The organism is Luteimonas aestuarii, from assembly GCF_004357985.1.
In the GTDB taxonomy this organism is placed as follows: domain Bacteria; phylum Pseudomonadota; class Gammaproteobacteria; order Xanthomonadales; family Xanthomonadaceae; genus Luteimonas; species Luteimonas aestuarii.
The window spans coordinates 38,077-64,073 of record NZ_SMTF01000018.1 but is presented as its reverse complement, the minus strand read 5'-3'; the positions used below and the strand labels follow the sequence as shown (position 1 = coordinate 64,073).

Here is a 25,997-nt window from a genome sequence, read left to right as displayed (position 1 = left end):
TCGCTTCGCCAGACACCCCCACCCCAGCCCTCCCCCGTAAACGGAGGAGGGGGCGAGAGCGGAAGGCAGGGATGCGGGGCCCCAGGCGCGACACACCCGACATCGCTTCACCGCGCACCCTCACCCCAGCCCTCCCCCGTAAACGGAGGAGGGGGCGAGAGCGAAAGGCCGGGATGCGGAGCCTCAGGCGCGACACACCCAACATCGCTTCGCCAGACACCCCCACCCCAGCCCTCCCCCGTAAACGGAGGAGGGGGCGAGAGCGGAAGGCCGGGATGCGGAGCCTCAGGCGCGACACACCCAACATCGCTTCGCCGCGCACCCTCACCCCAATCCTCTTCCGTAAACGGCAGAGGGGCGCTGCACGCCCTCAAGCCGTGGATGTTGCCGGCAGGCGCCCGGCGCTGCGTCGTGGCGTGTCGCGCATGCGCCAAACCCGGCGCGCCGTCACAGGTATAAATTTCACTTCGTGCCGTAACCCGCTACCATGCAAGGGAATTCGCCCGGATGGGGAGTCCGGGCCAGGGGAGCACACTGCATGGCCGTGACACGTTCCGCCGCCAAGACCGCCGCCAAGCCTGTCCGCGATGGCGTGACCTTGCCCACCTTCGTCTGGGAAGGCACCGACAAGCGCGGCAAGAAGATGAAGGGCGAAAGCCAGGCGCGCAGCATGAACCTGGTGCGCGCCGAGCTGCGCCGCCAGGGCATCACCCCCGACAAGGTGAAGCCCAAGCCCAAGCCGCTGTTCGGCGGCACCGGCAAGCCCATCACGTCGAAGGACATCGCGCTCTTCGCGCGCCAGATCGCGACGATGATGAAGTCCGGCGTGCCGATCGTGATGTCGCTGGAGATCATCGCCAACGGCCAGAAGAACCAGCGCATGAAGAAGATGATCGATGAGCTGCGCCTCGACATCGAGGGCGGCTCGTCGATCTACGAGGCCATGAGCAAGCACCCGGTCCAGTTCGACGAGCTGTTCCGCAACCTGGTGCGCGCGGGCGAGACCTCGGGTGCGCTGGAAACAGTGCTGGAGACCATCGCCGACTACAAGGAGAACATCGAAACCATCAAGGGCAAGATCAAGAAGGCGATGTTCTACCCGCTGGCGATCATCGGCGTGGCCATCCTGGTCTGCGGCGTGCTGATGGTCTACGTGGTGCCGATCTTCAAGGAGCAGTTCGCCAGTTTCGGCGCCGATCTCCCTGCGTTCACCTCATTGGTATTCGGGTTCTCCGACCTGCTGGTCAAGTGGTGGTGGGCGTTGCTGCTCGTGGGCTTGGCCGCAAGCACGGCTTTCATGTTCATGTTCAAGCGTTCGCTCAAGCTGCAACACACGGTTGACCGCCTGCTGTTGAAGGTCCCGGTGCTGGGCCAAGTGCTGCACAACTCGTCCATTGCGCGTTTCTCGCGCACGCTGGCGGTGACCTTCAAGGCCGGCGTGCCGCTGGTGGAGGCCATGGAGAGCGTGGCCGGCGCCACCGGCAACATGGTGTACACCAACGCCGTGCACCAGATGCGCGACGACGTGTCGGTGGGCTTTCCGCTGAACGTGGCGATGAAGCAGGTGGGGCTGTTCCCCAACATGGTGGTGCAAATGACCGCCATCGGCGAAGAGGCCGGTGCGCTGGACACCATGCTGTTCAAGGTGGCCGAGTTCTACGAGCAGGAAGTCAACAACTCGGTGGACGCCATCACCAGCCTGATCGAGCCTTTCATCATGGTGATCATCGGCACGATGGTGGGGTCGATCGTGATCGCGATGTACCTGCCGATCTTCAAGATCGCCATGACGGTGATGGGCTGATCCGTCGCACGGGGCGCACAATGGGCGATGCCGCCACCACGCGCCACCGCGCGTGCAGGCGCGTGCCCGTGACCGGACCGACGATGCTGCAGGTGGATTGAATGGCGTACCTGGATACCAATCCCGAACTGGGCTACCCGCTGGTGGCCACGATGGGGCTGCTGGTGGGCAGCTTCCTCAACGTGGTGATCCTGCGCCTGCCGCGGCGCATGGAGTGGGAGTGGAAGCGCGACGCGCGCGAGGCGCTGGAACAGCCGGAGCTGTACGACCCGCCGCCGCCGGGCATCGTGGTGGAACGCTCGCACTGCCCGCACTGCGGCCACCAGCTGTCGTGGTACGAGAACATCCCGCTGTTCAGCTGGCTGGCGCTGCGCGGCAAGTGCCGCAATTGCAAGGCGCCGATCTCGGTGCAGTACCCCCTGGTGGAACTGCTGACCGCGCTGCTGGTGGTGGCCTGCGTATGGCGCTTCGGCTTCGGCTGGCAGGGCTTCGGCGCGGGGCTGTTCACCTGCTTCCTGATCGCGCTGGCGGGCATCGACTTCCGCACCCAGCTGTTGCCGGACTCGCTCACGTTGCCGTTGATGTGGCTGGGGCTGATCGCCGCGCTGGATGACCTGTACATGCCGGCCAAGCCCGCCCTGCTGGGCGCGATTGCCGGCTATGTCAGCCTGTGGAGCGTGTGGTGGCTGTTCAAGCAGGTCACCGGCAAGGAAGGCATGGGCCACGGCGACTTCAAGCTGCTGGCGGCCATCGGTGCGTGGTGCGGGCTGCAGGGCATCCTGCCGACGATCCTGCTGTCGTCGGTGGTGGGCGCGGTGGTGGGCTTGATCTACCTGCGGGTCAAGGGCCGCGACCATTCCACGCCCATCCCGTTCGGCCCGTACCTGGCCATCGCCGGGTGGATCGTGTTCATGTGGGGCGAGGACCTGCTGGGCAGGTACCGGAGTCTCGCCGGGCTGTAGCTGCGCGGGCGCTCCCCGCCGCAGGCAGCGGTTGCGAGCCGCCAGCGTTCGGCCTGCGAAGCCCCGTCATCCCCGCGAAGGCGGGGACCCATGGACCTCAAGGCATCGCGGGCAACGCCGCCGGATGCTTGCCTTCGCAAGGGTGACGGCGTGGGACGTATCCCGTCCTGGCGTCGCCGGCCACGACCGGCAGTGGCTGGCGCGACGGTGGAGGAGTTGCGCCCGCAGCGCCGGGCGCGGCGGTGGCGCTCGCGCACGATGGGCGCCGCCTGTCGCAGCAGGCACAATCGCGCCATGGCGGATTACGTGGTGGGGCTGACCGGCGGGGTGGCGTCGGGCAAGAGCGAGGTGACGCGGCGCTTCGAGGCGCTGGGCGTGACCGTGGCCGACGCCGACATCGCCGCACGCCAGGCGGTGGCCATCGGCAGCGAAGGCCTGGCGCGGGTGGTGGCGACCTTCGGCAACGACGTGCTGGATGCAAGCGGCGCACTGGACCGCGCGGCGATGCGCCGCCGCATCTACGCCGACCCGGCGGCGCGCAAGCGGCTGGAAACCATCATCCACCCGCGCGTGCGGCGCGCCTTGCGCGCGCAGTGCCGTGCCGCGCCGGGGCCGTATGCCGTGGCGGCGATTCCGCTGCTGGCCGAAGCCAGCCGCGAGCGCGATCGTGCCGGCGTGCTGTACGCATACCCGTGGCTGCAGCGCATCGCGGTGGTGGACGTGCCGGTGGACGTGCAGGTGGCGCGACTACTGGCCCGCGATGGCATCGACATGGCGCTGGCGCAGGGAATGCTGGAGGCACAGGCCACGCGCGCGCAGCGGCTGGCGATTGCCGACGACGTGATCGACAACAGCGGCACGCTGGACGCGCTGGACGCGCAGGTGGCCGCGCTGGATGCACGCTACCGGGCGCTGGCGGGGGCCGCGTTGCGGTAGAGCGCCCTCACCCCAACCCTCTCCCGTAAACGGGAGAGGGGGCAAAGCCCGGCGGTGGATGGGAGTTTGATGGCGGCTGTTTGCCCTCACTCCCCAACCCTCTCCATGGCTCCGCCCCCGTCCCCCGTTTACGGGGCATTGCGCCCTTCACGGGTGGAAGGCTGGGATGGGGACGCCCAGACGCGACACCTCCAACATCGCTTCGCCATGCACCCTCACCGCCGCGACCAGAGCCCCCGGATCGCCGCCACGCCCTGCGCGCCATGTCGCCGTGCCACGGCGATGTCTTGCGGCCCCATCCCGCCGATCGCGTAGATCGGCAACGATGTGCGCTCGCGCATCTCCGCGAAACGCGCCCAGCCGATGCCCGCCTGCCCCGGATGGCTGGCGGTCTCCGCCACCGGGCCCAGCACGACGAAATCGCAGCCCAGCGCCTGCGCCAGCGCCAGGTCTTCGTCGTCATGGCACGAGGCGGCCAGCGTCACGTCGTCGGCCACCGGGCGCGCATCGAACGCGCGCAGTTGCGCCGCACGCAGGTGCAGGCCAACGCCGGACGCCTGCGCCAGTGCGGCATCGCCATTGACCAGCAGTCCGGCGCCCGCCTTGCGACAGCGCGCGTGCGCATGCGCGAACAGCGCGCGCCGGCGATCGGCATCCACGCCATGCACGCGGAACTGCACGCGGCGGATGCCTGCGGCCAGCGCGGCATCGAACTGCGCGCACCAGGCTGCGTCATCGTCACCGGGCGATGGCGTGACCAGATAGCGGTCGGGCTGCAGCAACGCGCCCACCACGGGCACGTCGGCGGGTGGCATGGGGTAGCGGGCCAGCTTGTCGGGTGCCACCCAGGCCAGCGCCTGCCCTTCGCGCCCCTTCGGGGTGCCGCGCCAGGCGGCGACGTGGCGCACGTCGAGCTGCAGGCGCTTGCCGGGATACGCCTGCGGCACGTTGATCAGGGCGGCGCCGACGTCGATGTCGATGCCGAGCTCCTCGTGCAGTTCGCGGGCGAGCGCGGCTTCGGGGGTTTCACCGGGTTCGACCTTGCCGCCGGGGAATTCCCACAAGCCGGCGAGGTCACGGCCTTCGGTGCGGCGCGCCAGCAGGATGCGGCCGCGCGGGTCGGTGATCACGCCGGCGGCGACGTGGACGGTCCTGTGCCCCTCCCTCCGCTCACGCGGGGGGAGGTTGGGAGGGGGGCGGGCGGAGTCCGACATGCCGGGTTCCGGCTTACCCCCACCCCAACCCTCCCCCGCGTTGCGGGGGAGGGAGCGGTTCGTCAGGACAACTGCCCATGGCAGTGCTTGTACTTCTTGCCGCTGCCGCAGGGGCACGGGTCGTTACGGCCCACCTTGGGGCCGTCGCGGACCACCGGCGTGCGCGGGCCCTGCTGCTGGTAGTCGGGTTGTGCGGCTTCCTCGTCGGCGCTGTAGCCGCCGGCGCTTTCGTGCTGGAACTGCGCCTGGCGCAGCTTGGCCTCGGCCTGCGCGCGCTCCTGCGCTTCCATCGCGGCGATTTCTTCCTCGGTGCGGATGCGCACCCGCGCCAGCAGGGTGACCACCTCGCGCTTCACCTTGTCCAGCATCTCGCTGAACAGCGCGAAGGCTTCCTTCTTGTACTCCTGCTTGGGCTGCTTCTGCGCGTAGCCGCGCAGGTGGATGCCCTGGCGCAGGTAGTCCATGCGCCCCAGGTGCTCCTTCCAGTTCTGGTCGAGCACGTTGAGCATGATGTGCTTTTCCAGCATGCGCATGGTGTCCCCGCCCACCGAGGCTTCCTTGTCGGCGAAGGTCTTGTCGACCGCGGCGTGCACGTGGCGCGCGATTTCGTCGGCATCCACGTCGGTGCCCCGCTCCACCAGGCCCTGCACGTCGGCGCGCACGCCGTATTCCTGCTCCAGCGTGGCATCGAGGCCCTGCAGGTCCCACATGTCGTGGATCGATTCGGCCGGCACGTAACGCTCGATCAGCTCGGCCACCACGTCGCCGCGGATGCCTTCGATGTTGTCCTGCACGCTGTCGGCGTCGAGCAGTTCGTCGCGCTGGCCGTAGATCACCTTGCGCTGGTCGTTGTTGACGTCGTCGAAGTCCAGCAGGTTCTTGCGGATGTCGAAGTTGTGCGCTTCGACCTTGCGCTGCGCGTTGGCGATCTGCTTCGACACCAGCGGGCTTTCGATGATGTCGTCTTCCTGCAGGCCCATGCGCGCCATCACCTTCTGCACCCAGTCGGCGGCGAAGATGCGCATCAGGTTGTCTTCCAGCGACAGGTAGAAGCGGCTGGAACCCGGGTCGCCCTGGCGGCCGGAGCGGCCGCGCAGCTGGTTGTCGATGCGGCGCGATTCGTGGCGTTCGGTGCCCAGGATGTGCAGGCCGCCGGCGGCGACCACGGCGTCATGGCGCTTCTGCCACTCGCTGCGCACGCGGGCCTTGTCGGCCTCGCTGGCGTCCTCGCCCAGTTCGGCCAGTTCGGCGTCCAGCGAACCGCCCAGCACGATGTCGGTACCGCGGCCGGCCATGTTGGTGGCGATGGTGACCGCCTGCGGGCGGCCGGCATTGGCGACGATCTGCGCCTCGCGCTCGTGCTGCTTGGCGTTGAGCACTTCGTGCGGGATCTTCTCGTCGCGCAGGAACTTGGACAGCAGTTCGGACACTTCGATGGACGTGGTGCCCACCAGCACCGGCTGGCCACGGCCGTAGGCGTCCTTGATCTCGCGCGCGACGGCGCGGAACTTGCCGTTGCGGTTGAGGAACACGGCATCGGAGTGATCCACGCGGATCATCGGGCGGTGGGTGGGGATGACCACCACTTCCAGGTTGTAGATGCTGTTGAACTCGAACGCCTCGGTATCGGCGGTGCCGGTCATGCCCGAGAGCTTGCCGTACATGCGGAACAGGTTCTGGAAGGTGATGCTGGCCAGGGTCTGGTTCTCGCGCTGCACCGGCACGCCTTCCTTCGCCTCCACCGCCTGGTGCAGGCCGTCGGACCAGCGCCGGCCCGGCAGCGTGCGGCCGGTGAACTCGTCGACGATGATGACCTCGCCATCGCGCACGATGTAGTGGTCGTCGCGCTGGTAGATGGCGTGCGCGCGCAGCGCGGCGTTGAGGTGGTGCACCACGTGGATGTTGTGGGGCGCGTACAGGCCGTCGTCCTCGCCGATGATGCCGGCCTTGCGCAACAGCTCCTCGGCGAGCTCCTGCCCGGCTTCGGACAGGTGCACCTGCTTGCCCTTCTCGTCCACCCAGTAGTCGCCCTCGCCGTCCTCGGCGGCCTGGCGGGTGAACTGCGGCACCAGGCGGTTGACCTTGATGTACAGGTCCGGCGAATCGTCGGCGGGGCCTGAGATGATCAGCGGCGTGCGCGCTTCGTCGATCAGGATGGAGTCGACCTCGTCGACGATGGCGTAGTGCAGGCCGCGCTGGAAGCGGTCCTGCTTCGACATGGCCATGTTGTCGCGCAGGTAGTCGAAGCCGAATTCGTTGTTGGTGCCGTAGGTGATGTCGGCGCCGTAGGCGGCGTGCTTGTCGGAATGCTGCATGCCCGGGTAGACCACGCCCACGCTGAGGCCCAGCCAGTTGTACAGCTTGCCCATCTGCGCGGCGTCGCGGCGGGCGAGGTAGTCGTTCACGGTGACGACGTGGACGCCCTTGCCTTCCAGCGCATTCAGGTAGCACGGCAGCGTGGCGACCAAGGTCTTGCCTTCGCCGGTGCGCATCTCGGCGATCTTGCCCATGTGCAGCACCATGCCACCGACCAGCTGCACGTCGTAGTGGCGCAGTCCCAGTACACGCACGCTGGCCTCGCGGCAGACGGCGAAGGCTTCGGGCAGCACCTTGTCCAGCGACTCGCCCTTGGCGATGCGCTCCTTGAACTCGGGAGTCTTGGCCTGCAGCTCGGCGTCGGACAACGCCTGCATCTGGGGTTCGAAGGCATTGATCTTCTTGACGACGCCGCCGAGTTGCTTGACGAAGCGGTCGTTGCGGCTACCGAAGACGCTGGTGAGCAGGCGATTGAGCATGGGCTTACCGGATACTGTGACGGGGGCCGGGCGCGCCCCGCGGGGGCCCGGCAATGAAAAAGGGCGCTCAGGCGCCCTTTTCTGTGGCAACGCGCATTGTACCGTGGTGGCGGGGCGCGGGCTTTGCAAGGCCCGCCATGGCGCGGGGGAGGCTGCTGTCGTCGCGCCGCGCAGGTGAATCACGGGCGCAGTGCATCGAAAACCTTGTCCCTCCCTCCGCGCAGCGCGGGGAGGCCGGGAGGGGCGTTTCAGTCTCGATCAATTGCGCCGCGACGGCACGCCCCCCCACCCCAATCCTCCCCCGCATCGCGGGGGAGGGAGCACATCGCGGGCGCAGTGAGTCGAAAACCATGCCCCTCCCTGCGCGCAGCGGGGGGAGGCCGGGAGGGGTGTTTCAGTCTCGATCAATTGCGCCGCGACGGCACGCCCCCCACCCCAACCCTCCCCCGCATTGCGGGGGAGGGAGCACATCGCGGGCGCAGTGAGTCGAAAACCATGCCCCTCCCTCCGCGCAGCGGGGGGAGGCCGGGAGGGGGCGTTTCAGTCTTGATCAAATTCGCGGCGACGGCACGGGCCCCCACCCCAACCCTCCCCTGCGCTGCGGGGGAGGGAGCAAGTCGGGGGCGCGCCGCGGGTGAGGGAGCGCGTCGTGAGTGCGCGAGGGCGTGGCCGTGCCCTCCCTCCGCGTCGCGGGGGATGGGCCCGGAGCGATCACATCCGCTTCGCGCCGATCTCGCCGAGGAACTTGCGCGGGTTGTGCACGCGGCCGTTTTCCCAGACTTCGAAATGCACGTGTGCGCCGGTGGAGCGCCCGGTGGAACCGGCCTTGGCGATCTCGTGGCCGGCACGCACCAGGTCGCCCACCTTCACCGTGTTGCGCGAGTTGTGCGCGTAGCGGGTGACGAAGCCGTTGCCGTGGTCCACCTCGACGGTGTTGCCGTAGCCCGAGCGCCAGCCCGAATAGCTGACCACGCCGTCGGCGACGGTCATCACCGGGTCGCCGGTGCGGGCGTCGAAATCGATGCCGCGGTGGTACTGGCTGCCGCCGCCGAACGGATCGGCGCGATGGCCGTAGCCGGAGGTGATGAAGCTGTTCGCGACCGGCGCGCGCGAAGGCATGGCGTTGCGCACCAGCTCCTGATCGAACAGCAGCGCGTCGAGCACCGAAAGCTGGCTTCCGGAACGCTGGAAGTCCTGGTCGATGCCGGCCAGTCCGTCGCGCAGTTCACTGGCGGCGATGTCGCGCGGCGCATCGGCGCCACCCACGCCCACCGGGCGGTTGAAGTCGAATTCGCCGTCGCCCAGCTTGGCGACGCGGGTCAGGCGGTCGCCCAAGGCGTTGAGGCGGTTGGCCTGCGCCTGCAGTTCGCCCAGGCGCGCCGCCAGCGCGTTGAGTTCGCGCTGCGCCTCGCGGCGGGTCTCGTCGAGGCGGGCGTCCTGCTCGGCCAGCGTGGCCTGCAGGCGCAGCGTGCCGGCGCTGCCCATGGCCGCGGCGACCAGCATGCCGGCGGCCATCAGCACGATGGCGCTGGAGACGGGCTTGGCGATGGCGAGGCTGCGGCAGCGGGTGGCCAGCTGCGTGGCATGGCGGTGCATCCAGTCGGACATGCCGTGGAGGTGTTTCATATGTACAGTCATGCGATGTCTGATGTTCCGTCGAAACGTTCGAAAGGGTCCGGGCGTCCTGCCGGGGATGCGGAGCGGTCGTGCGTCCCGACGCCGGCGCTGGATGCGCTGTTGTCGGGACAGTCCGGCGATCCCGTCCGTCGCGCCTTGTGGCTAGACGCACTCGATCGTCGGCTCCAGCCGCTGCTGCCCAGGGGCGTCGCCGCGCATGCGCGGCTGGCGAACGTGGATGGGCAGCGCCTGGTGTACCTCGTCGATTCGCCGGTGTGGCATGCCAGGTTGCGCATGGCCGCTCCGGGTCTGGTCGACGCTGCCCGCTCCATCGGGCTGGAAGTGACGGACCTCGTCGTCAGGACGACGACCCGGCCGACATGGCGTGCGAATGCCGCCAACGCGTCCGGGACACCTGCGCAACGCGGGACGACATCGACCGTCGAGGGCAAGGCCCTGCGCGCGGCGCTGGCATCCCTCGCATCCCCGGACACCTCCGGTGGAGGCGACGATGGGCAGGCGGGACCTCGTCCGGACGGGGCGGCAGGTGGCCCCGGCGACCCGTCACGGACGGCGCATCCTAACGGCCAGGGGCGCGGCGGAAGTTAACGGAATGCTAGTTCGCCGTCCTCGCGGGGCGATGGCGGCGTTAATCCGTGACTGGGGTCACGATTTTTGACCGTAAAGCAATTCTTTACGAATCAAGGATTTGCGACGCACACCGCATTCAGGCGGCGACGGGGACCCCGTAGGCGACGGGCGACGGCGCGGTCTGCGGGAACGTGACCTCTTCCCACGCGGACCGGTCGGCCAGCAAGGCGCGCACCAGCTTGTTGTTCAGCGCGTGGCCCGACTTGTGGCCATGGAAGGCGCCCAGCACGGGACGCCCGGCGAGATACAGGTCGCCCACGGCATCGAGGATCTTGTGGCGCACGAACTCGTCGGCGTAGCGCAGGCCGTCTTCGTTGAGCACGCGGAATTCGTCCAGCACGATGGCGTTGTCCATCGAGCCGCCGAGGCCGAGGTTGCGCTCGCGCATGTATTCCAGGTCGCGCATGAAGCCGAAGGTGCGCGCACGGCTGACTTCGCGGATGTAGTTGTCGGTGGAGAACTCCACCGCCGCCTCGGACTGCGAGCTGGGGATGGACGGGTGGTTGAAGTCGATGGTGAAACTGAGGCGGTAGCCGTCGTAGGGCTCGAAGCGGGCGATCTTGTCGCCCTCACGCACCTCGACCGGGCGCTTGATGCGGATGAAGCGCTTGGGCGCCGCCTGCTCGACCACGCCGGCCGACTGCAACAGGAACACGAACGGACCGGAGGAGCCGTCCATGATCGGCACTTCGGGTGCGGACAGGTCCACGTAGAGGTTGTCGATGCCCAGGCCGGCCAGTGCCGACATCAGGTGCTCGACGGTCTGCACCTTGGCGCCATCGCAGGTCAGGCCGGTGCACAGGGTGGTCTCGCTGACCAGTTCGCCGGAGGCGGGGATCTCGACCACCGGGTCCAGGTCGACGCGACGGAACACGATGCCGGTGTCCGGCGAGGCCGGGCGCAACGTCAGGAACACCTTCTCGCCGCTGTGCAGGCCAACGCCCGTCGCGCGGATCTCGTTCTTGATGGTGCGTTGCTGGGGCATCGGCGATGGAGTCCTCGGAAGGCTGGCCGTCCCACCCACGGAACGACGGGCCAGATTATCACCGGCGGGCCTGAATATGAACGAAAGCGCCCCTGTCGGGGATCAGTACCCAGAAAGCCGCCGGGCCGGTGGAGCCCGGCGGCAAAGAGACATGGTGGTGACGCTCTGCGCCTTCCCCCGCACCCGCGGCGGAAGGTCGGGATGGGGGCGACGACTCGACGGACTTGCCCCCACCCCAGCCCTCCCCCGTAAACGGGGGAGGGGCTATTGCTGTGTTACAGGGACGTCAGTCCGCCTGGCGGCGCAGAAACGCCGGGATGTCCAGGTAGCTGCTGTCCGCACCGAAGTCCGCCACGGCCGGGGCGGCCGCTGCCGCCGGCTCGGCGGCGGCGCTGCTGCGGCCACGCAGGCTGGCGGCGATGTTGCTGCCGGGGGTGTAGGCATCGGTGACGTCGTCGATCAGCATGCCGGTGGTGCCGTCGCGCTTGCCCTGGCTGCTGATCAGCTGCACCTGCGGACGCTGGCGCACGGCTTCGGTGCTGCCGAAGTCGCTGCCACCGCGCACCGACGGACGCGCCGCGGCGCGGTTGAGGCCGGTGGCCACGACGGTGACGCGCACTTCGTCCTGCATGTCGGGGTCGAGCACGGTGCCGATGACGATGGTCGCGTCCTCGCTGGCGAAGTTCTCGACGGTGCGGCCGACTTCGTCGAACTCGCTCATCGTGAAATCCGGACCGGCGGTGATGTTGACCAGGATGCCGTTGGCGCCGGCCAGGTTGACGTCGTCCAGCAGCGGGTTCTGGATCGCCGATTCCGCCGCGGCCTGGGCGCGGTCGTCGCCCTTGGCGTGGCCGGTGCCCATCATCGCCAGGCCCATCTCGGACATGACGGTGCGCACGTCGGCGAAGTCGACGTTGATCAGGCCGGGACGCACGATCAGGTCGGCGATGCCCTGCACCGCGCCCAGCAGCACGTCGTTGGCGGCGCGGAAGGCCTGCACCATGGTCGCGTTGCGGCCCAGCACGGTGATCAGCTTCTCGTTGGGGATGGTGATCAGCGAATCGCAGTGCTGCGACAGGTCCTCGATGCCCTTCAGCGCCACCTGCATGCGGCGGCGACCTTCGAACGGGAACGGCTTGGTGACGACGGCGACGGTCAGGATGCCCATCTCCTTCGCCAGCTGCGCCACCACCGGCGCGGCGCCGGTGCCGGTGCCGCCACCCATGCCCGCGGTGATGAACACCATGTCGGCGCCCTGCAGCGCATCCATGATGATCTCGCGGTCCTCCAGCGCGGCCTGCCGGCCGACCTCGGGATTCGCGCCTGCACCCAGGCCCTTGGTGACGTTGGTGCCCAGCTGCAGCTGCAGCTTCGCACCGCAATTCTTGATCGCCTGCGCGTCGGTGTTGGCGGTGATGAATTCCACCCCGTCGACGCTGCTGCCGACCATGTGCGCGACCGCGTTACCGCCGCCGCCGCCCACGCCGACCACCTTGATGACGGCGTTCGGAGCCATCTTTTCCACCAGTTCGAAATGCGCCATGTCCATGTCCTCTCGATGTAGTTATTTATGTGTTGCTTCGATTGCCGGGGTGTTGCCAATGTCGCGTGACGCGCTTCGTCGTCGTGCCTTGCGTGGTCTGATCCGCCCTTCCCTTCCTGCCCTTGCCCGCTGCCCGGTGCGCACGGTCAGAACTCGCCGTTGAACCAGGTCTTGAGTTTCTTGAACACGCTGCCCGCGCGACCCGTGGGGATCGACGGACGGCGCGGGTGTTCGATCTGGCTGCCCATCAGCAGCAGGCCGACGCCGGTGGCATGCACCGGGTTGTTGACCACTTCGCCCAGGCCGGTGACGTGCTGCGGGATGCCCACCCGCACCGGCATCTGCAGCATTTCCTCGGCCAGTTCGACCACGCCTTCCATCTTCGAGGCGCCGCCGGTCAGCACCATGCCGGCGCGCACGTGCTGCTCGAAGCCGGAACGGCGCAGCTCGGCCTGCACCATTTCGAAGATTTCCTCGTAGCGCGCCTGCACCGCCTGCGCCAGCGACTGGCGCGGCAGCCGCCGCGGCGGTCGATCGCCGACCGACGGCACCTGGATCGATTCTTCCGACGTGGCCAGCTGCGCCAGTGCGCAGGCGTAGCGCACCTTGATCTGCTCGGCCTCGGGCGTGGGCGTGCGCAGCATGTGCGCGATGTCCTCGGTGACCTTGTCGCCGGCGATGGGCAGCGACGCGGTGTGGCAGATCGCGCCATGCACGAATACCGCCAGGTCCGTGGTGCCCGCGCCCATGTCCACCAGCACCACGCCCAGCTCGCGCTCGTCGCCGGTCAGCACCGCGGTGCTGGACGCCAGCGACGACAGCACCAGGTCGTCGATCGACAGGCCGCAGCGTTGCACGCACTTGCTGATGTTGGCCGCGGCGGACTGCGCGCACACGACGAGGTGCGCCTGCACTTCCAGGCGCACGCCGGTCATGCCCACCGGGTTGCGGATGCCTTCCTGCGAGTCGTCCAGCACGTACTCGCGCGGGATGGCGTGCAGGATGCGCTGGTCGGCGGGGATGGCCACGGCCTTGGCCGCATCCAGCACGCGGTCGAGATCGGACCAGGTCACTTCGCCGTCGCGGATCGGCACGATGCCGTTGGAGTTGCGGCACTGCACGTGGTTGCCGGAGATGGAGGCGTACACGCTGCGGATCTCGCAGCCGGCCATCAGCTCGGCTTCCTCGATGGCGCGCTGGATCGACTGCACGGTCGATTCGATATCCACCACCACGCCGCGCTTGAGCCCGCGCGATTCGTGGCTGCCGATGCCGATGACCTCGATCGGATTGCCCGGCGAGTACTCGCCGACCAGCGCCACCACCTTGGAGGTGCCGATGTCGAGTCCGACGATGAGGGCCTTGTCGCCTTTGCGGTTCATGCGGTTTCCTGCGATGTCTTGCCCCCGCTTCCGCCTTCGGAAGAGGGTTGGAGTGAGGGTGCGTCCAGCGCGCGCGCGATCCGGGACTCGGCCGGCCGCACGAAGGCCATGCCGTCGCTCCTGCCCCCTGCCGCCTGCGGAAGATCGGGAATGGCGGCGCCCCACGTCAGCGCGAAGCCATTCGTGTAGCGCAGGTCGGCGCGCTGCAGCGGCAGCGGGTTGCGCGCCAGCAGGTGCGGCAGCATCCGCGCGAAGCGGCGTACGCGCAGGCGCGCCTCCTGGCTGCCGATGACCACGTCGGTACCGTTGGCCAGGCGCAGCGACCAACTGCCGCGCGGATCCATCGTCACGCTGCGCACGTCGAAGCCGCTGGCCGCGAACAGGGCACGCGACTCGTTGTAGAGCGCGACCACGTCGTCGGTGCGCGCGTCCGGGCCGTGCAGCAGCGGCAGCCCCTGCGGCACGTCGATGCCATCGACCGGGAACAGTCGGCCCTGCTCGGACAACAGGCGGTCCTCGCCCCAGCGCGCGAACGGGCGATGCTCTTCGATGCGCACTTCCAGCACGTCGGGCCAGCGCTTGCGCACTTCCACGCGCTCGACCCAAGGCAGGCGCTCGACCGCCATGCGCGCGTCGGCCAGCGGCACCGCGAAGAAGCCGCGCTGCGCGTACGGCAGCAGGGTTTCGCGCAGGCGCGCCTGGTCCACGCGCTCCAGCCCGTCGTTGACGCGCAGCGTGCGCAGCGGCCAGCGGTCGCTGCCGATCCAGCCGTTGACCACGGCCACCACCGGCAGCGCGACCATGGCCAGCGCCAGCATCCAGGTGGCGACTTTCAGCGAACGGCGCAGCGCGGGACTCATGCGGCATCCCCCGGCAGCGTTTGTTCCAGCACGCGCCAGCACAGGTCGGCGTAATCGATGCCGAGCTGCGCGGCGGCCTTGGGCACCAGTGAATGGCTGGTCATGCCCGGCGCGGTGTTGACCTCGATCAGCTGCGGGCCGCGGTCGCGGTCGCACATGAAATCGACACGACCCCAGCCGCTGCAGCCGGCGGCGCGGAAGGCCTCGAGCGCCAGCGCGCGGATCGCGGTTTCGTCCTCGCCTTCCATGCCGGGGCACAGGTACTGCGTGTCGTCGGCGTGGTACTTGGCGTGGTAGTCGTACCACTCGCCGGCCGGCACGATGCGGATCGACGGCAGCGCGAGATCGCCGAGGATGGCGACGGTGTATTCCCCGCCCTGCACCATCTGCTCGGCCAGCAGTTCGCCGTCGTAGTCGCGCGCGAATGCTTCGGCGGCGGCGATGTCCGCCTCCGCGAGGATGCGGAACACGCCCACGCTGGAGCCTTCGCTGGACGGCTTGACGAACACCGGCAGCCCCAGCGCCTGCACCGCGGCGCGGACGTCGCCGCGCGTGGCGATGCGCTGGAAGCGCGGCGTCGGCAGGCCCGACGCGATCCACACCTGCTTGGTACGGATCTTGTCCATGGTCAGCGCCGAGCCCAGCACGCCCGGGCCGGTGTACGGCACGCCCAACGCCTGCAGCAGGCCCTGCACCACGCCGTCCTCGCCACCGCCGCGATTGCCGTGGAGGATGTTGAACACGCGATCGAGCTTGCCGGCGCGGACTTCGTCGACCAGCGCCGGGATGCCGTCGACCGCATGCGCATCCACGCCGCGCGACCGCAACGCCTCCAGCACGCCGTTACCCGATTCCAGCGACACCGCGCGCTCGGTGCTGGTGCCACCCATCAGCACGCCGACGCGCCCGAACACGGCCGGGTCGTCGTAGCGTGGCGCGGGCACGGCGCTGGCGTTCATCGCGCGGCCTCCGTGAACCCATCGCGTGCCAGCTGCTGCACGGCCTGGCCGATGTCGCCGGCCCCCATCATCAGCAGCAGGTCGCCGTCCTGCAGCACGTCCGGCAGCACGCCCGCGAGTTCGCCCACGGCATTGACCACGACCGGATCGATGCGGCCGCGCGCGCGAATGGCGCGTGCCAGCGCCTTCGAGTCGGCGCCGGCGATCGGGGCTTCGCCCGCGGGATACACCTCGGTCAGCACCAGCGCGTCGACCTCGGACAGCACGCCGGCGAAATCATCGAACTGGTCGCGGGTGCGCGAATAGCGGTGTGGCTGGAACGCGACCACGAGGCGACGGTCGGGCCAGCCGCCACGCGCAGCGGCGAACACCGCGGCGAGTTCGCGCGGGTGGTGGCCGTAGTCGTCCACCAGTTGCACGGTCGCGCCCTGCGGCGTGCGCAGTTCGGACAGCAGGTTGAAACGACGGCCGATCCCCTGGAACTTGCCCAGCGCGTCCGCGATGGCGGCAGGCGCCACGCCCAGCTGCCAGCCGATGGTCGCGGCCGCCAGCGCGTTCTGCACGTTGTGGCGCCCCGGCAGCGCCAGCATGGCCGGCGTGCGCGACCCATCGGGCAGGCACAGCGTGAACTGCATCGCCGCACCCTGTTGCGAGACGTCTTCCGCACGCACGTCGGCATCCGCGCTGAACCCGTAGGTCATCACGTGGCGCGGCATGCCTTCGGCCAGCGCCGCGACTTCCGGATCGTCGATGCACAGCACGGCCAGGCCGTAGAACGGCAGCCGATGCAGGAATTCGGAGAACGCCGCCTGCACGCGCGCGAAGTCGCCACCGTAGTTTTCCAGATGGTCGGCATCGATGTTGGTGACGATGGCCACCAGCGGGTTCAGACGCAGGAAGCTGCCGTCGCTTTCGTCGGCCTCGGCCACCAGCCAGTCGCCGCTGCCCAGGCGCGCATTGGCGCCCGCGGCCAGCAGCTGCCCGCCGATGACGAAGGTCGGGTCCAGCCCGCCCTCGGCCAGCACGCTGGCGGTCAGCGAGGTGGTGGTGGTCTTGCCGTGCGTGCCGGCCACCGCGATGCCGCGGCGGAAGCGCATCAGTTCGGCCAGCATCTCGGCACGCGGCACGATGGGGATGCGCTGCGCGCGTGCCTCCATCAGCTCCGGGTTGTCGGGTTTGATGGCACTGGACACGACCACGCAGTCGGTGCCGAGCACGTTGGCGGCGGTGTGGCCGCGGTGCACCAGCGCACCCAGCGACGCCAGCCGGCGCGTGGTCGCGCTGTCGGCGGTGTCGGAACCGGACACCTGGTAGCCCAGCGTGCACAGCACTTCCGCGATACCGCTCATGCCGGCGCCGCCGATGCCCACGAAATGCACGCGCGAGTATGCCTTGGCGAAGTCTTCCTTCGTCGTGGCGGCGGTGTCGTGCAGGCGGCGGATCATACCGGCCTCCCGCTGCCGAAGACGGGTTCGACGCGTTGGCGCAGGCGACTGGTGCCGCGCACGGACGACGACGGCGGCACTGGCGCGGACGGCGTGGGCGGCAGCGGTTGCGACGTCGGCGGGATGTCGCCCGCCGGCAGCTGCACCGCTTCGCCACGCAGGCGCGCGACCTGGCGCTGGGCGCGGTCGAGCTCGTACGACACGCGCAGCAGCAGGCCCATCGCCACGCAGGTCATCATCACGCTGGAACCACCGGACGAAATCAGTGGCAGGGTCAGGCCCTTGGTCGGCAGCAGCCCGAGGTTCACGCCCATCGACACCAGCGCCTGCAGGCCGACCATCAGCGCCACGCCGAATGCGACGTAGCCGGCGAAATGGCGGCGCATCTCCACGCACTTCAGGCCGACCCACAGCGCGCGGCCGACCAGCAGCGAGAACAGCAGGATCACCGCGAACAGGCCGAGGAAGCCGAGCTCCTCGCCGATCACCGCGAAGATGAAGTCGGTGTGCGCCTCGGGCAGGTAGTTGAGCTTCTGGATCGATGCGCCGAAGCCGACGCCGCTGAACTCGCCGCGGCCGATCGCCATCAGCGCATTGCTCAACTGGTAGCCGGCGCCCAGTTGGTCTTCCCAGGGATTGGTGAACGAGACGATGCGGCGGAACCGGTAGGGCTCCAGGACGGCGAGCGCCACCAGTGCGGGCAGCATGGCGAGCACCGGCAGCATCATCCGCTTCAGGTGCCCGCCGCCGAGTACCAGCATGCCGATGGTCACCGCCAGCAGCATCGTCGCCGATCCGAAGTCGGGCTGCATCAACAGCAGGCCGACCAGCACGATGGCCACGCCGATCGGCTTGAACATGGCGCCCCAGGTCGCGTTGACTTCGTCGCGGAAGCGCACGAGGTAGCTGGCCAGCCACACGAGGTAGATCACCTTGACCGCCTCGACCACCTGGAAGTTGGACACGCCCAGGTTGATCCAGCGCCGCGCGCCGTTGACGGTATGCCCCAGGCCCGGCACGAACACCAGCAGCAGCAGCACGGCGCATGCGATCAGCAGCGCCTGCGGATAGCGCTCGATGGTCTTGAGCTCGGTGCGCATCACCACGAGGCACATCGCGACGCCCAGTGCGAGGAAGACCGCGTGGCGCACCACGAAGTGGAACGGCCCCACCCCGAGTCCCTCGCCCACCGCGATCGAACTGGAGCCCACCATCGCCACGCCGAACGCGGCCAGCGCGACCATCAGGCCGAGCAGCCACGGGTCGAAGCGGCCCTGGATGGCATCGAGTCGCGTGGCCTGGCGTGCGTGGGCGTCCATCAGCGCACCTTCAACGTGGCCAGCCCGACCAGCACCAGGATCACCGAGATGATCCAGAAGCGCACGATCACGCGGGGCTCCGGCCAACCCTTGAGTTCGAAGTGGTGGTGGATGGGCGCCATCCGGAACACGCGCTTGCCGGTGAGCTTGAACGACGCGACCTGGATCATCACCGAGAGCGTCTCGATGACGAAGATGCCGCCCATGATCACCAGCACCAGTTCCTGGCGCACGATCACCGCCACCGTGCCCAGCACCGCACCCAGCGCCAGCGCGCCGATGTCGCCCATGAACACCATCGCCGGATAGGTGTTGAACCACAGGAAGCCAAGGCCCGCGCCGGCGATGGCCGCGCAGATGATCACCAGCTCACCCGCGCCGGGCACCGGCGGGATCTGCAGGTAACGCGCGAACTCGGCGTGGCCCGAGGCGTACGCAAAGATGCCGAGCGCGCATGCCACCAGCACCGTTGGCATGATCGCCAGGCCGTCCAGTCCGTCGGTGAGGTTGACCGCGTTGGAGAAACCGACGATCCAGAAGTAGGCGATGGCGACGAAGGCCAGCCCGCCCAGCGGCAGCGCCACGGTCTTGAACAGCGGGATGTAGAACGTGGTGAGGGTCGCGGTATCGGCGCTGTAGTACAGGTACAGGCCGGCGGCCAGGCCGAACACCGACTGCAGCAGGTACTTCCAGCGCGACTTCAGGCCGTTCGGGTCGCGCTTGACGATCTTGATCCAGTCGTCGTACCAGCCGATGGCGCCGAACGCCACCATCACCGCCAGCACCACCCACACGTACTTGTTGCGCAAATCGCCCCACAGCAGTACCGAGGCGAACACGGTGAACAGGATCAGCGCGCCGCCCATGGTCGGCGTACCGGCCTTGGAGAAGTGCGTCTGCGGGCCGTCCTGGCGGATCGGCTGGCCGCCCTTGAGCTGGCCGAGGCGGCGGATCACGGCCGGGCCCCACCACAGCGCGAGGAACAGTGCGGTCAACGCGGCGAGGATGCCGCGGAACGTGAGGTAACCGAACAGGCCGAACAGGCCCTCGAGCTGCTGCAGCCAGCGGGTGAGTTCAAGCAGCATCCGATTCCCCCTCTTGCGGCAACAATGCGGCGACCACGCGATCCATCGCACTGCCGCGCGACCCCTTCACCAACACCCGCACGGTGGCGTGCAGCTGGGTGCGCAACGCGATGGCGAGCGCATCGTGGTCTTCGAAATGGCGGCCGCCTTCGCCGAACGCGGCCACGGCGGCCTTGCTCAGCGGACCCAACGCGAACAGCCTGGCGATGCCTGCGGCCTTCGCGCGGCGCCCGGCCTCGGCGTGCAGCGCTTCGGCGTCGTCGCCCAGCTCGCGCATGTCGCCCAGCACCAGCCAGTTCTCGCCACTGGCCGCGGCCAGCGTGTCGATGGCGGCATTGAGCGAGCCCGGGTTGGCGTTGTAACTGTCGTCGATCAGCGTGGCGCCACCGGGCAGGCGATGGCGCACCAGCCGACCCGCGACCGGCTGCATCGTCGACAGCCCTTCGGCGATCGTCGCCAGCGACACGTCGAGCGCAAGCGCGATGCATGCCGCCGCGAGTGCGTTGCCGACGTTGTGACGGCCGGGCAGCGGCAATCGCACGGCGACTTCTCCCCGCGGCGCCGACAGCGTGAAGCGCGCAGCGTCGTCATCGAGCACGATGTCGCGCGCGCTGACATCGGCCGTCGCCTCCAGGCCGAAGCGCAGCAGGCGGTGGCCGTGCGCTCGCTCGGCGAAGTACGGCGCGAAGGCGTCGTCGGCATTGATCACCGCGGTACCGCCGGGCGGCAGCGCATCGTGGATCGCGCCCTTGGTCTCGGCGATGCCGAGCAGGCTCTGCATCCGCTCCAGGTGCGCCGGTGCGACGTTGTTCACCAGCGCCACGTCCGGCCGCGCGATGGCGGTGAGGTAGGCGATGTCGCCGCGCTTGCCGGCACCCATCTCGTAGATGGCGTAGTCGGCGTCGTCGGGCGCGTCGATCACCGACAGCGGCAGGCCGATCTCGTTGTTGAGGTTGCCGGGATTGGCGAACGCCTTGCCGGCCAGGCGAAGGATGGCGTGGGCCAGCTGCTTGACCGTGGTCTTGCCGTTGCTGCCGGTGATGCCGACCACCTTGCCGCTGCGGCCATGCTGCAGCGCCGCCGCCAGCGAGCCAAGCGCTTGTTCGGTATTCGCCACCACCACTTGCGGCAACGCGATGTCGAGCTGCCGCGACACCAGCGCGGCACGCGCGCCCAGCTCGGCGGCGGCGGCGACATGGTCGTGGCCATCGAAGTTCGGCCCCTTCAAGGCGATGAACAGCGCGGCACGGCCGTCGCTGGCATCGAGCTTGCGGGTGTCGGTGGCGACCGCGTCGATCAGCACGTCGTCGCTGCCGGCCAGCCGGCCATTGGTCCATTGCGCGATGCGCGAGAGCGGCAGCGGCTTCATGCCCGCCCTCCCGCGCCGTCCTGCATGGCGGCGCCACCCAGCGCAGCACGCGCCACCACGGTGTCGTCGAACTCGTGGCGCACGCCACGTACTTCCTGGTAGGACTCGTGTCCCTTGCCGGCGACCAGCACGATGTCGCCCTCGCCGCAGCCGGCGATGGCATCGGTGATCGCGGCCGCACGGTCGCGCTGCACGCGCACGCGCGCGGCATCGTCGAACCCGGACAGGATGTCGGCCACGATGGCATCGCCATCCTCGTGGCGCGGGTTGTCGTCGGTCACCACCACCGTGTCGGCAAGACGCTCGGCGATGGCCGCCATTTGCGGACGTTTGCCGCGATCGCGGTCGCCGCCGCAGCCGAACACGCAGGCCAGGCGACCACGCACGTGCGCGCGCAGGCTGGACAGCGCCTGCTCCAGCGCGTCGGGCGTGTGCGCGTAATCCACCACCACCACCGGCTGCCCCGCGCCGCCGCCCAGCCGGTTCATGCGCCCGGCGATGGGCTGGAGCGCCGACAGCGTGCCGGCGATGGTTGCAGGCGTTTCGCCTGAGGCGTGCAGCACGCCGGCCACCGCCAGCAGGTTGTCGACGTTGAAGCGGCCCAGCAGCGAGGAGCGCACCGGATGCGCGTCGCCTGCGATGGCAAGCGTGAAGCCGATGCCATCGCCGTCCAGCACCACGTCCAGCGCGCGGACGGTTGCATCCGCGTCGCCGCGGGCGCTCGTGGCGATGGCCTGCAATGCGACCGGCAGTCGCGCGAACAGCGCGCGTCCGAAGCTGTCGTCGGTGTTCACCACCGCCGCCTGCAGGCCCGGCCAGCCGAACAGCTTTTCCTTCGCCGCGCCATACGACGCCATGTCGCCGTGGTAATCGAGGTGGTCGCGGGTGAGGTTGGTGAACACGCCGACGCGGAAGTGCACGCCATCCACGCGACCCTGGTCGAGTGCGTGCGAGCTGACTTCCATCGCCACCGCAGCGGCGCCGGCGTCGCGCAGTTCCGCCAGCAATGCATGCATCTGCAGCACCAGCGGCGTGGTGAAGCCGGTCGGGCGCGCGTCGCCGTACAGGCCGGCGCCCAGGGTGCCGATGGTGCCGGCCGTGGTGCCGCGCAACGTCCACGCCTGGCCGAGCAACTGCACGGTGGAGGTCTTGCCGTTGGTGCCGGTGACGCCGACGGTGGCCATCGCCGCCGACGGCTGGCCGTGGAAGGTGTCGGCCATCGCGCCCATGCGCGCGCGCAGTCCGGGCACGGCAATGGCGTCCACCGGTGCCGCGGGCACGTCGCCCGGCACCGGGGGTTCGAACAGGATGGCGCTGGCGCCGGCGGCTTTCGCCTGGTCGGTGAAATGCAGGCCGTGCGTGCCGAAGCCGCCGATGGCAACGAAGGCGTCGCCCTTGCGCACGGCGCGGCTGTCCAGGACCAGGCCATGGATCGCCAGTGATGGCGGCACCGTGGCCACGTCCGGCAACAGGTCGCGCAGCAGCATCGCGCGGGTCATGGCGCCAGCTCCTGCAGCGGCTGCGGCAATGACGCCGGCGCGGCGGCAGTCGGCGTGGCGCGGGCCGCGACCTGCGGCGTGTTGCGCGCGCGCCGCGCCTCGGCCGCGGACTGCGCGGCAAGCCAGGTGTCGATGTCGTCCGGCGGCACGTCCATCAGCCGCAGCGCGCCTTCCATCACCCGCGCGAACACCGGCGCCGAGACGAAGCCGCCGCCGTAGGTGGAGCCACCGCGCGTGGGATCGGGGTCGTTGATCACCACCACCATCGAGAAGCGCGGGTTGTCCACCGGCACCAGGCCGGCGAAGTAGGCGATGTAGCGCCGCTCGTAACCACCGCCTGCGGACCGCCGCGCGGTGCCGGTCTTGCCGGCCACGTGGTAACCCAGCACCGCGGCGCGCGTCGCGGTGCCGCCCGGCTCGGTGACGGTCTGCATCATCCGCATCACCTGCCCCGCGACCTGCTCGTCGAGCACCCGTTCGGATTCGCCGACATGACCCTTCACGAACGTCGGCGTGACCGCCACGCCGCCGTTGCCCAGCGCTGCGTACGCGCGCGCGATCTGCAGCGGCGTGACCGACACGCTGTAGCCGTAGGACAGGGTCTGCTTGGTGGTGCCGCTCCAGCGCGTGTAGTCGGGGAACAGCCCCGCCGCTTCGCCCGGGAACCCGCTGCCGGTGCTGCGGCCGAAGCCGAAGCGGCGCAGGAACGCGTCGAACTCGCGGTCGGGCAGCATGTGCACGATCTTCGACACGCCGACGTTCGAGCTCTTGGTGATGATGCCGGTGGTGTCGAGCACGCCGTAGTTGCGGAAGTCCGTGGTACGGAAGCGTCCGTTGGGGATCCAGCCTGGGCTGGTGTCGAAGCGCGTGGACGGCGTGATCTTGCCCGCTTCGAGTCCGGCCGCGACGGTCAGCGGCTTCATCGTCGAGCCCGGCTCCAGCAGGTCGGTCACCGCGCGGTTGCGGTAGGTGTCGCGACCGCTGCCACTGATGCGGTTGTTGTTGTACGAAGGCAGGTTGGCCATCGCCAGCACTTCACCGGTGGCCACGTCCAGGATCACCGCCGAGCCGCTGCCCGCGCCGCTTTCCAGCAGCGCGCTGCGCAGTTCGCGATAGGCCAGGAACTGGATGCGGCGATCGATGCTGAGCGTCAGGTCCTTGCCCGGCTCGGCGGCGCGCAGCAGGTCGACGTGCTCGACGATGCGCCCCTGGCGGTCGCGGATCACCTTCTGCGCGCCGGGCGTGCCGCTGAGCCATTCGTCGAACGCCAGCTCGATGCCTTCCTGGCCGCGGTCGTCGATGTTGGTGAAGCCCAGCACGTGCGCGACCGCCTCGCCCTGCGGGTAGAAGCGGCGGAATTCGCGCTGCGAGAACACGCCGGGGATGCCCAGCGCGATGATCTTCTGCGCCGCCGACGGATTGATCCGGCGATGGCGCGGCACGTACATGAACTCCTTGTCCTTGTATTGCGACACCTGCCGCGTCAGGTAGTCCAGCGGCAGGTCGGTCGCCTCGGCCAGGCGCGCCAGCGCCGCCGCGTCGTCGGCCAGTTGCTGCGGGTTGAGCCAAAGCGACTCCACCGGCGACGACACCGCCAGCGGCTCGCCGTTGCGGTCGGTGATCATGCCGCGCGAGGTCGGGATGGGCACTTCGCGCAGGAAGCGCGCATCGGCCTGGCGCTGGTAGAAGGCGTTGTCGATCAGCTGCAGGTCCACCGCGCGGCCCACCAGCACCACCGAGCACAGCGCCAGCGCGCCGCCGACCAGCATCAGCCGGCCGCGCAGGTCGAAGTGCGCGCGTGGCCGCGGCTTCTTGGCGGTGCCGGAGGTGCGGATGAACTTCATGGCCGCACCACCACGGTTTCGTCGGTGCCGGGGAACTTCATGCCCAGCTTCTGGCGCGCGACCTGGTCGATGCGGTTGCTCTCGGCCCAGGTGGCCTGCTCCAGCTGCAGGCGCCCGAACTCGATGTTGAGTTCGTCGCGCGCGCGCTCCAACCGGGTGAGTTCAACGTAGGACTGCCGGTGTTGGTGGCGCGCGTGCGCCACGCCGATCGCCGACAGCACGTTGGCGATGACCAGGACGGCGATGGCCAGGCGCAGCGTCATGCGGTCGCCCCGACGGGCAGCTTCTCGGCCACGCGCAGCACCGCACTGCGCGCGCGCGGGTTGCCGGCAAGCTCATCGGCCGCCGCCTTGCTGGCGTCGCCGATGGCGCGCAGCGTCGGCACGAAGCCGGTGGTTTCGGGCAGGCGGCGGTTGGCCGGCGGCGCCTTGGCACGCCCGGCGATGAAGCGCTTGACGATGCGGTCCTCCAGCGAATGGAAGCTGATCACCGTGAGCCGGCCGCCCGGCTTGAGCGCGTCATGGGCCGCGGCCAGGCCGCGCTCGAGATCCTCGAGTTCGCGATTGACATGGATGCGGATCGCCTGGAACGAGCGCGTCGCGGGATGGATGTCTGACTTGCCGCGCGGCATGGCGGTCGCGATCACCGCGGCCAGGTCGGCGGTGCGGGTGAACGGCTCGATGGCGCGGCGCGCGACGATGGCGCGCGCGATGCGCCGGCTCATGCGCTCCTCGCCGTAGGTCCACAGCACGTCGGCGATCTCGCGCTCGTCGGCGCGCGCCAGCCACTGCGCCGCGCTTTCGCCGGCGTCCGGATCCATGCGCATGTCCAGCGGACCATCCTTGCCGAAGCTGAAGCCGCGCTCGGCCACGTCGAGCTGCGGCGACGACACGCCCAGGTCGAACAGCACCCCGTCGAGCCCGGCCCGCACCGCATCCCACTGCGCAAGGTCGGCGAAGCTGCCGCGCTGGATCGCCACGCGCGCATCCGCACCGAACTCGCGTCCGGCCACGGCGATCGCTTCGGGATCCTTGTCCATCAGCAGCAGTCGGCCTCCTGCGCCCAACCGTTGCAGCACCCCGCGCGCGTGTCCGCCGCGCCCGAACGTGCCATCGAGATACGTTCCGTCCTGCACCACACGCAGCCCTTCCATGACCTGCGGAAACATCACCGGAAGGTGCGCGGACCGGGGTTCCGCGCCGCCGCCGGTCACAACTGCAGGTCCACCAGCGCGTCACCCAGGTCTGCGTCGTCCAGCGTCTGCCGGATCTGCGCCAGGTGCGCCTGCTCGCTCCACAGTTCGAACTTGTCACCCATGCCCACCAGCACCGCCTTCTTCTCGATGCCGACGGTGTTGCGATGGCTGGCCGGGATGCCGATGCGACCGCTGCCGTCGGGCTCCAGGAAGGTCGCCGCGCCGACCAGCTTCAGCTGCAGGGTGCGGCTGACGCTCTTGGTCCGCGGCAGGGCGTTGACCTGGTCGCGGACGCGCTCCCAGACCTCCTGCGGATACAGGTAGAGGCTGCCGGACTCGAACGGGTTGTAGGTGAGGACCAGCCGGTTTCCACACGCCTGCGCGACGACATCCCGGTAACTGGTCGGGATCGCCAGCCGGCCCTTGTCATCGATGGTGATGGCGGTCTCGCCCTGGAACACGCAACTCTGCCCGGTCATGCCCGTCTTTGGCGGGCTTCAGCCAAGGAAAACCACATCTCACCCGGTTTCCCC

20 protein-coding genes and 1 pseudogene are annotated in these 25,997 nt (G+C 69.3%); 4 read left to right on the top strand and 17 right to left on the bottom strand.

Annotation, left to right across the window (positions count from 1 at the left end; genetic code table 11):
• Positions 1-538 precede the first annotated feature (538 nt).
• From E2F46_RS15815 to coaE, 3 genes are all read left to right on the top strand, one after another.
• Positions 539-1,804 (top strand): type II secretion system F family protein, encoded by a 1,266-nt coding sequence (locus tag E2F46_RS15815; protein WP_133323550.1) that lies wholly within the window; start codon positions 539-541, stop codon positions 1,802-1,804.
• 101 nt (positions 1,805-1,905) lie between these two features.
• Entirely contained in the window at positions 1,906-2,766 is an 861-nt protein-coding gene (locus E2F46_RS15810) for a prepilin peptidase (protein WP_133323549.1), read from the top strand.
• A 294-nt stretch (positions 2,767-3,060) separates the two neighbouring features.
• On the top strand, positions 3,061-3,702 hold the full coding sequence (gene coaE / locus E2F46_RS15805; RefSeq protein WP_133323548.1) for a dephospho-CoA kinase: 642 nt from the start codon (positions 3,061-3,063) through the stop codon (positions 3,700-3,702).
• 215 nt (positions 3,703-3,917) lie between these two features.
• Here coaE and E2F46_RS15800 read toward each other — a convergent pair whose 3' ends face one another.
• The 3 genes from E2F46_RS15800 to E2F46_RS15790 form a co-directional block, all read right to left on the bottom strand.
• Positions 3,918-4,916 (bottom strand): Nudix family hydrolase, encoded by a 999-nt coding sequence (locus E2F46_RS15800; RefSeq protein WP_133323547.1) that lies wholly within the window; start codon positions 4,914-4,916, stop codon positions 3,918-3,920.
• Between the two features lie 62 nt (positions 4,917-4,978).
• Positions 4,979-7,711, bottom strand: coding sequence for a preprotein translocase subunit SecA (gene secA / locus E2F46_RS15795; RefSeq protein ID WP_133323546.1), 2,733 nt, complete (start codon positions 7,709-7,711; stop codon positions 4,979-4,981).
• Positions 7,712-8,422: 711 nt separating this feature from the next.
• On the bottom strand, positions 8,423-9,337 hold the full coding sequence (locus E2F46_RS15790) for a M23 family metallopeptidase (protein WP_133323545.1): 915 nt from the start codon (positions 9,335-9,337) through the stop codon (positions 8,423-8,425).
• Between the two features lie 15 nt (positions 9,338-9,352).
• Here E2F46_RS15790 and E2F46_RS15785 point away from each other — a divergent pair.
• Positions 9,353-9,808: pseudogene (locus E2F46_RS15785) on the top strand (DciA family protein); the annotation flags it as partial.
• A 247-nt stretch (positions 9,809-10,055) separates the two neighbouring features.
• Here E2F46_RS15785 and lpxC read toward each other — a convergent pair.
• From lpxC to mraZ, 14 genes are all read right to left on the bottom strand, one after another.
• Complete coding sequence (lpxC, locus tag E2F46_RS15780) at positions 10,056-10,964, bottom strand: UDP-3-O-acyl-N-acetylglucosamine deacetylase (protein WP_133323543.1); 909 nt, start codon at positions 10,962-10,964, stop codon at positions 10,056-10,058.
• A 286-nt stretch (positions 10,965-11,250) separates the two neighbouring features.
• Positions 11,251-12,507, bottom strand: a complete 1,257-nt coding sequence (gene ftsZ / locus E2F46_RS15775) for a cell division protein FtsZ (protein ID WP_133323542.1) — start codon at positions 12,505-12,507, stop codon at positions 11,251-11,253.
• Positions 12,508-12,653: 146 nt separating this feature from the next.
• A complete protein-coding gene (ftsA, locus tag E2F46_RS15770) occupies positions 12,654-13,889 on the bottom strand; it encodes a cell division protein FtsA (protein WP_133323541.1) in 1,236 nt (411 codons plus the stop codon).
• Positions 13,886-14,749, bottom strand: coding sequence for a cell division protein FtsQ/DivIB (locus E2F46_RS15765; RefSeq protein WP_243720473.1), 864 nt, complete (start codon positions 14,747-14,749; stop codon positions 13,886-13,888). The genes ftsA and E2F46_RS15765 overlap by 4 nt, the downstream gene beginning before the upstream one ends.
• On the bottom strand, positions 14,746-15,708 hold the full coding sequence (locus tag E2F46_RS15760; protein ID WP_133323540.1) for a D-alanine--D-alanine ligase: 963 nt from the start codon (positions 15,706-15,708) through the stop codon (positions 14,746-14,748). Before E2F46_RS15760 ends, E2F46_RS15765 begins: the two co-directional genes overlap by 4 nt.
• Positions 15,705-17,153 carry a UDP-N-acetylmuramate--L-alanine ligase gene (gene murC, locus E2F46_RS15755; RefSeq protein ID WP_133323539.1) on the bottom strand — a complete coding sequence of 483 codons (1,449 nt, stop codon included), beginning with the start codon at positions 17,151-17,153 and terminating at the stop codon, positions 15,705-15,707. Before murC ends, E2F46_RS15760 begins: the two co-directional genes overlap by 4 nt.
• Entirely contained in the window at positions 17,150-18,472 is a 1,323-nt protein-coding gene (gene ftsW, locus E2F46_RS15750) for a putative lipid II flippase FtsW (protein WP_133323538.1), read from the bottom strand. The genes murC and ftsW overlap by 4 nt, the downstream gene beginning before the upstream one ends.
• Complete coding sequence (gene mraY / locus E2F46_RS15745; protein WP_133323537.1) at positions 18,472-19,557, bottom strand: phospho-N-acetylmuramoyl-pentapeptide-transferase; 1,086 nt, start codon at positions 19,555-19,557, stop codon at positions 18,472-18,474. Before mraY ends, ftsW begins: the two co-directional genes overlap by 1 nt.
• On the bottom strand, positions 19,547-20,926 hold the full coding sequence (locus E2F46_RS15740) for a UDP-N-acetylmuramoyl-tripeptide--D-alanyl-D-alanine ligase (protein WP_133323536.1): 1,380 nt from the start codon (positions 20,924-20,926) through the stop codon (positions 19,547-19,549). Before E2F46_RS15740 ends, mraY begins: the two co-directional genes overlap by 11 nt.
• The gene (locus tag E2F46_RS15735) at positions 20,923-22,425 is read right to left on the bottom strand and encodes a UDP-N-acetylmuramoyl-L-alanyl-D-glutamate--2,6-diaminopimelate ligase (RefSeq protein WP_133323535.1); all 1,503 of its coding nucleotides are present in this window, start codon (positions 22,423-22,425) and stop codon (positions 20,923-20,925) included. The genes E2F46_RS15740 and E2F46_RS15735 overlap by 4 nt, the downstream gene beginning before the upstream one ends.
• On the bottom strand, positions 22,422-24,269 hold the full coding sequence (locus E2F46_RS15730) for a peptidoglycan D,D-transpeptidase FtsI family protein (protein WP_133323534.1): 1,848 nt from the start codon (positions 24,267-24,269) through the stop codon (positions 22,422-22,424). Before E2F46_RS15730 ends, E2F46_RS15735 begins: the two co-directional genes overlap by 4 nt.
• Positions 24,266-24,532: a cell division protein FtsL gene (ftsL, locus tag E2F46_RS15725; RefSeq protein ID WP_133323533.1), complete on the bottom strand. Its 267-nt coding sequence runs from the start codon at positions 24,530-24,532 to the stop codon at positions 24,266-24,268. The genes E2F46_RS15730 and ftsL overlap by 4 nt, the downstream gene beginning before the upstream one ends.
• Complete coding sequence (gene rsmH / locus E2F46_RS15720; RefSeq protein ID WP_279512690.1) at positions 24,529-25,482, bottom strand: 16S rRNA (cytosine(1402)-N(4))-methyltransferase RsmH; 954 nt, start codon at positions 25,480-25,482, stop codon at positions 24,529-24,531. Before rsmH ends, ftsL begins: the two co-directional genes overlap by 4 nt.
• Complete coding sequence (gene mraZ, locus E2F46_RS15715) at positions 25,479-25,943, bottom strand: division/cell wall cluster transcriptional repressor MraZ (protein ID WP_207949613.1); 465 nt, start codon at positions 25,941-25,943, stop codon at positions 25,479-25,481. Before mraZ ends, rsmH begins: the two co-directional genes overlap by 4 nt.
• Positions 25,944-25,997: the final 54 nt, after the last annotated feature.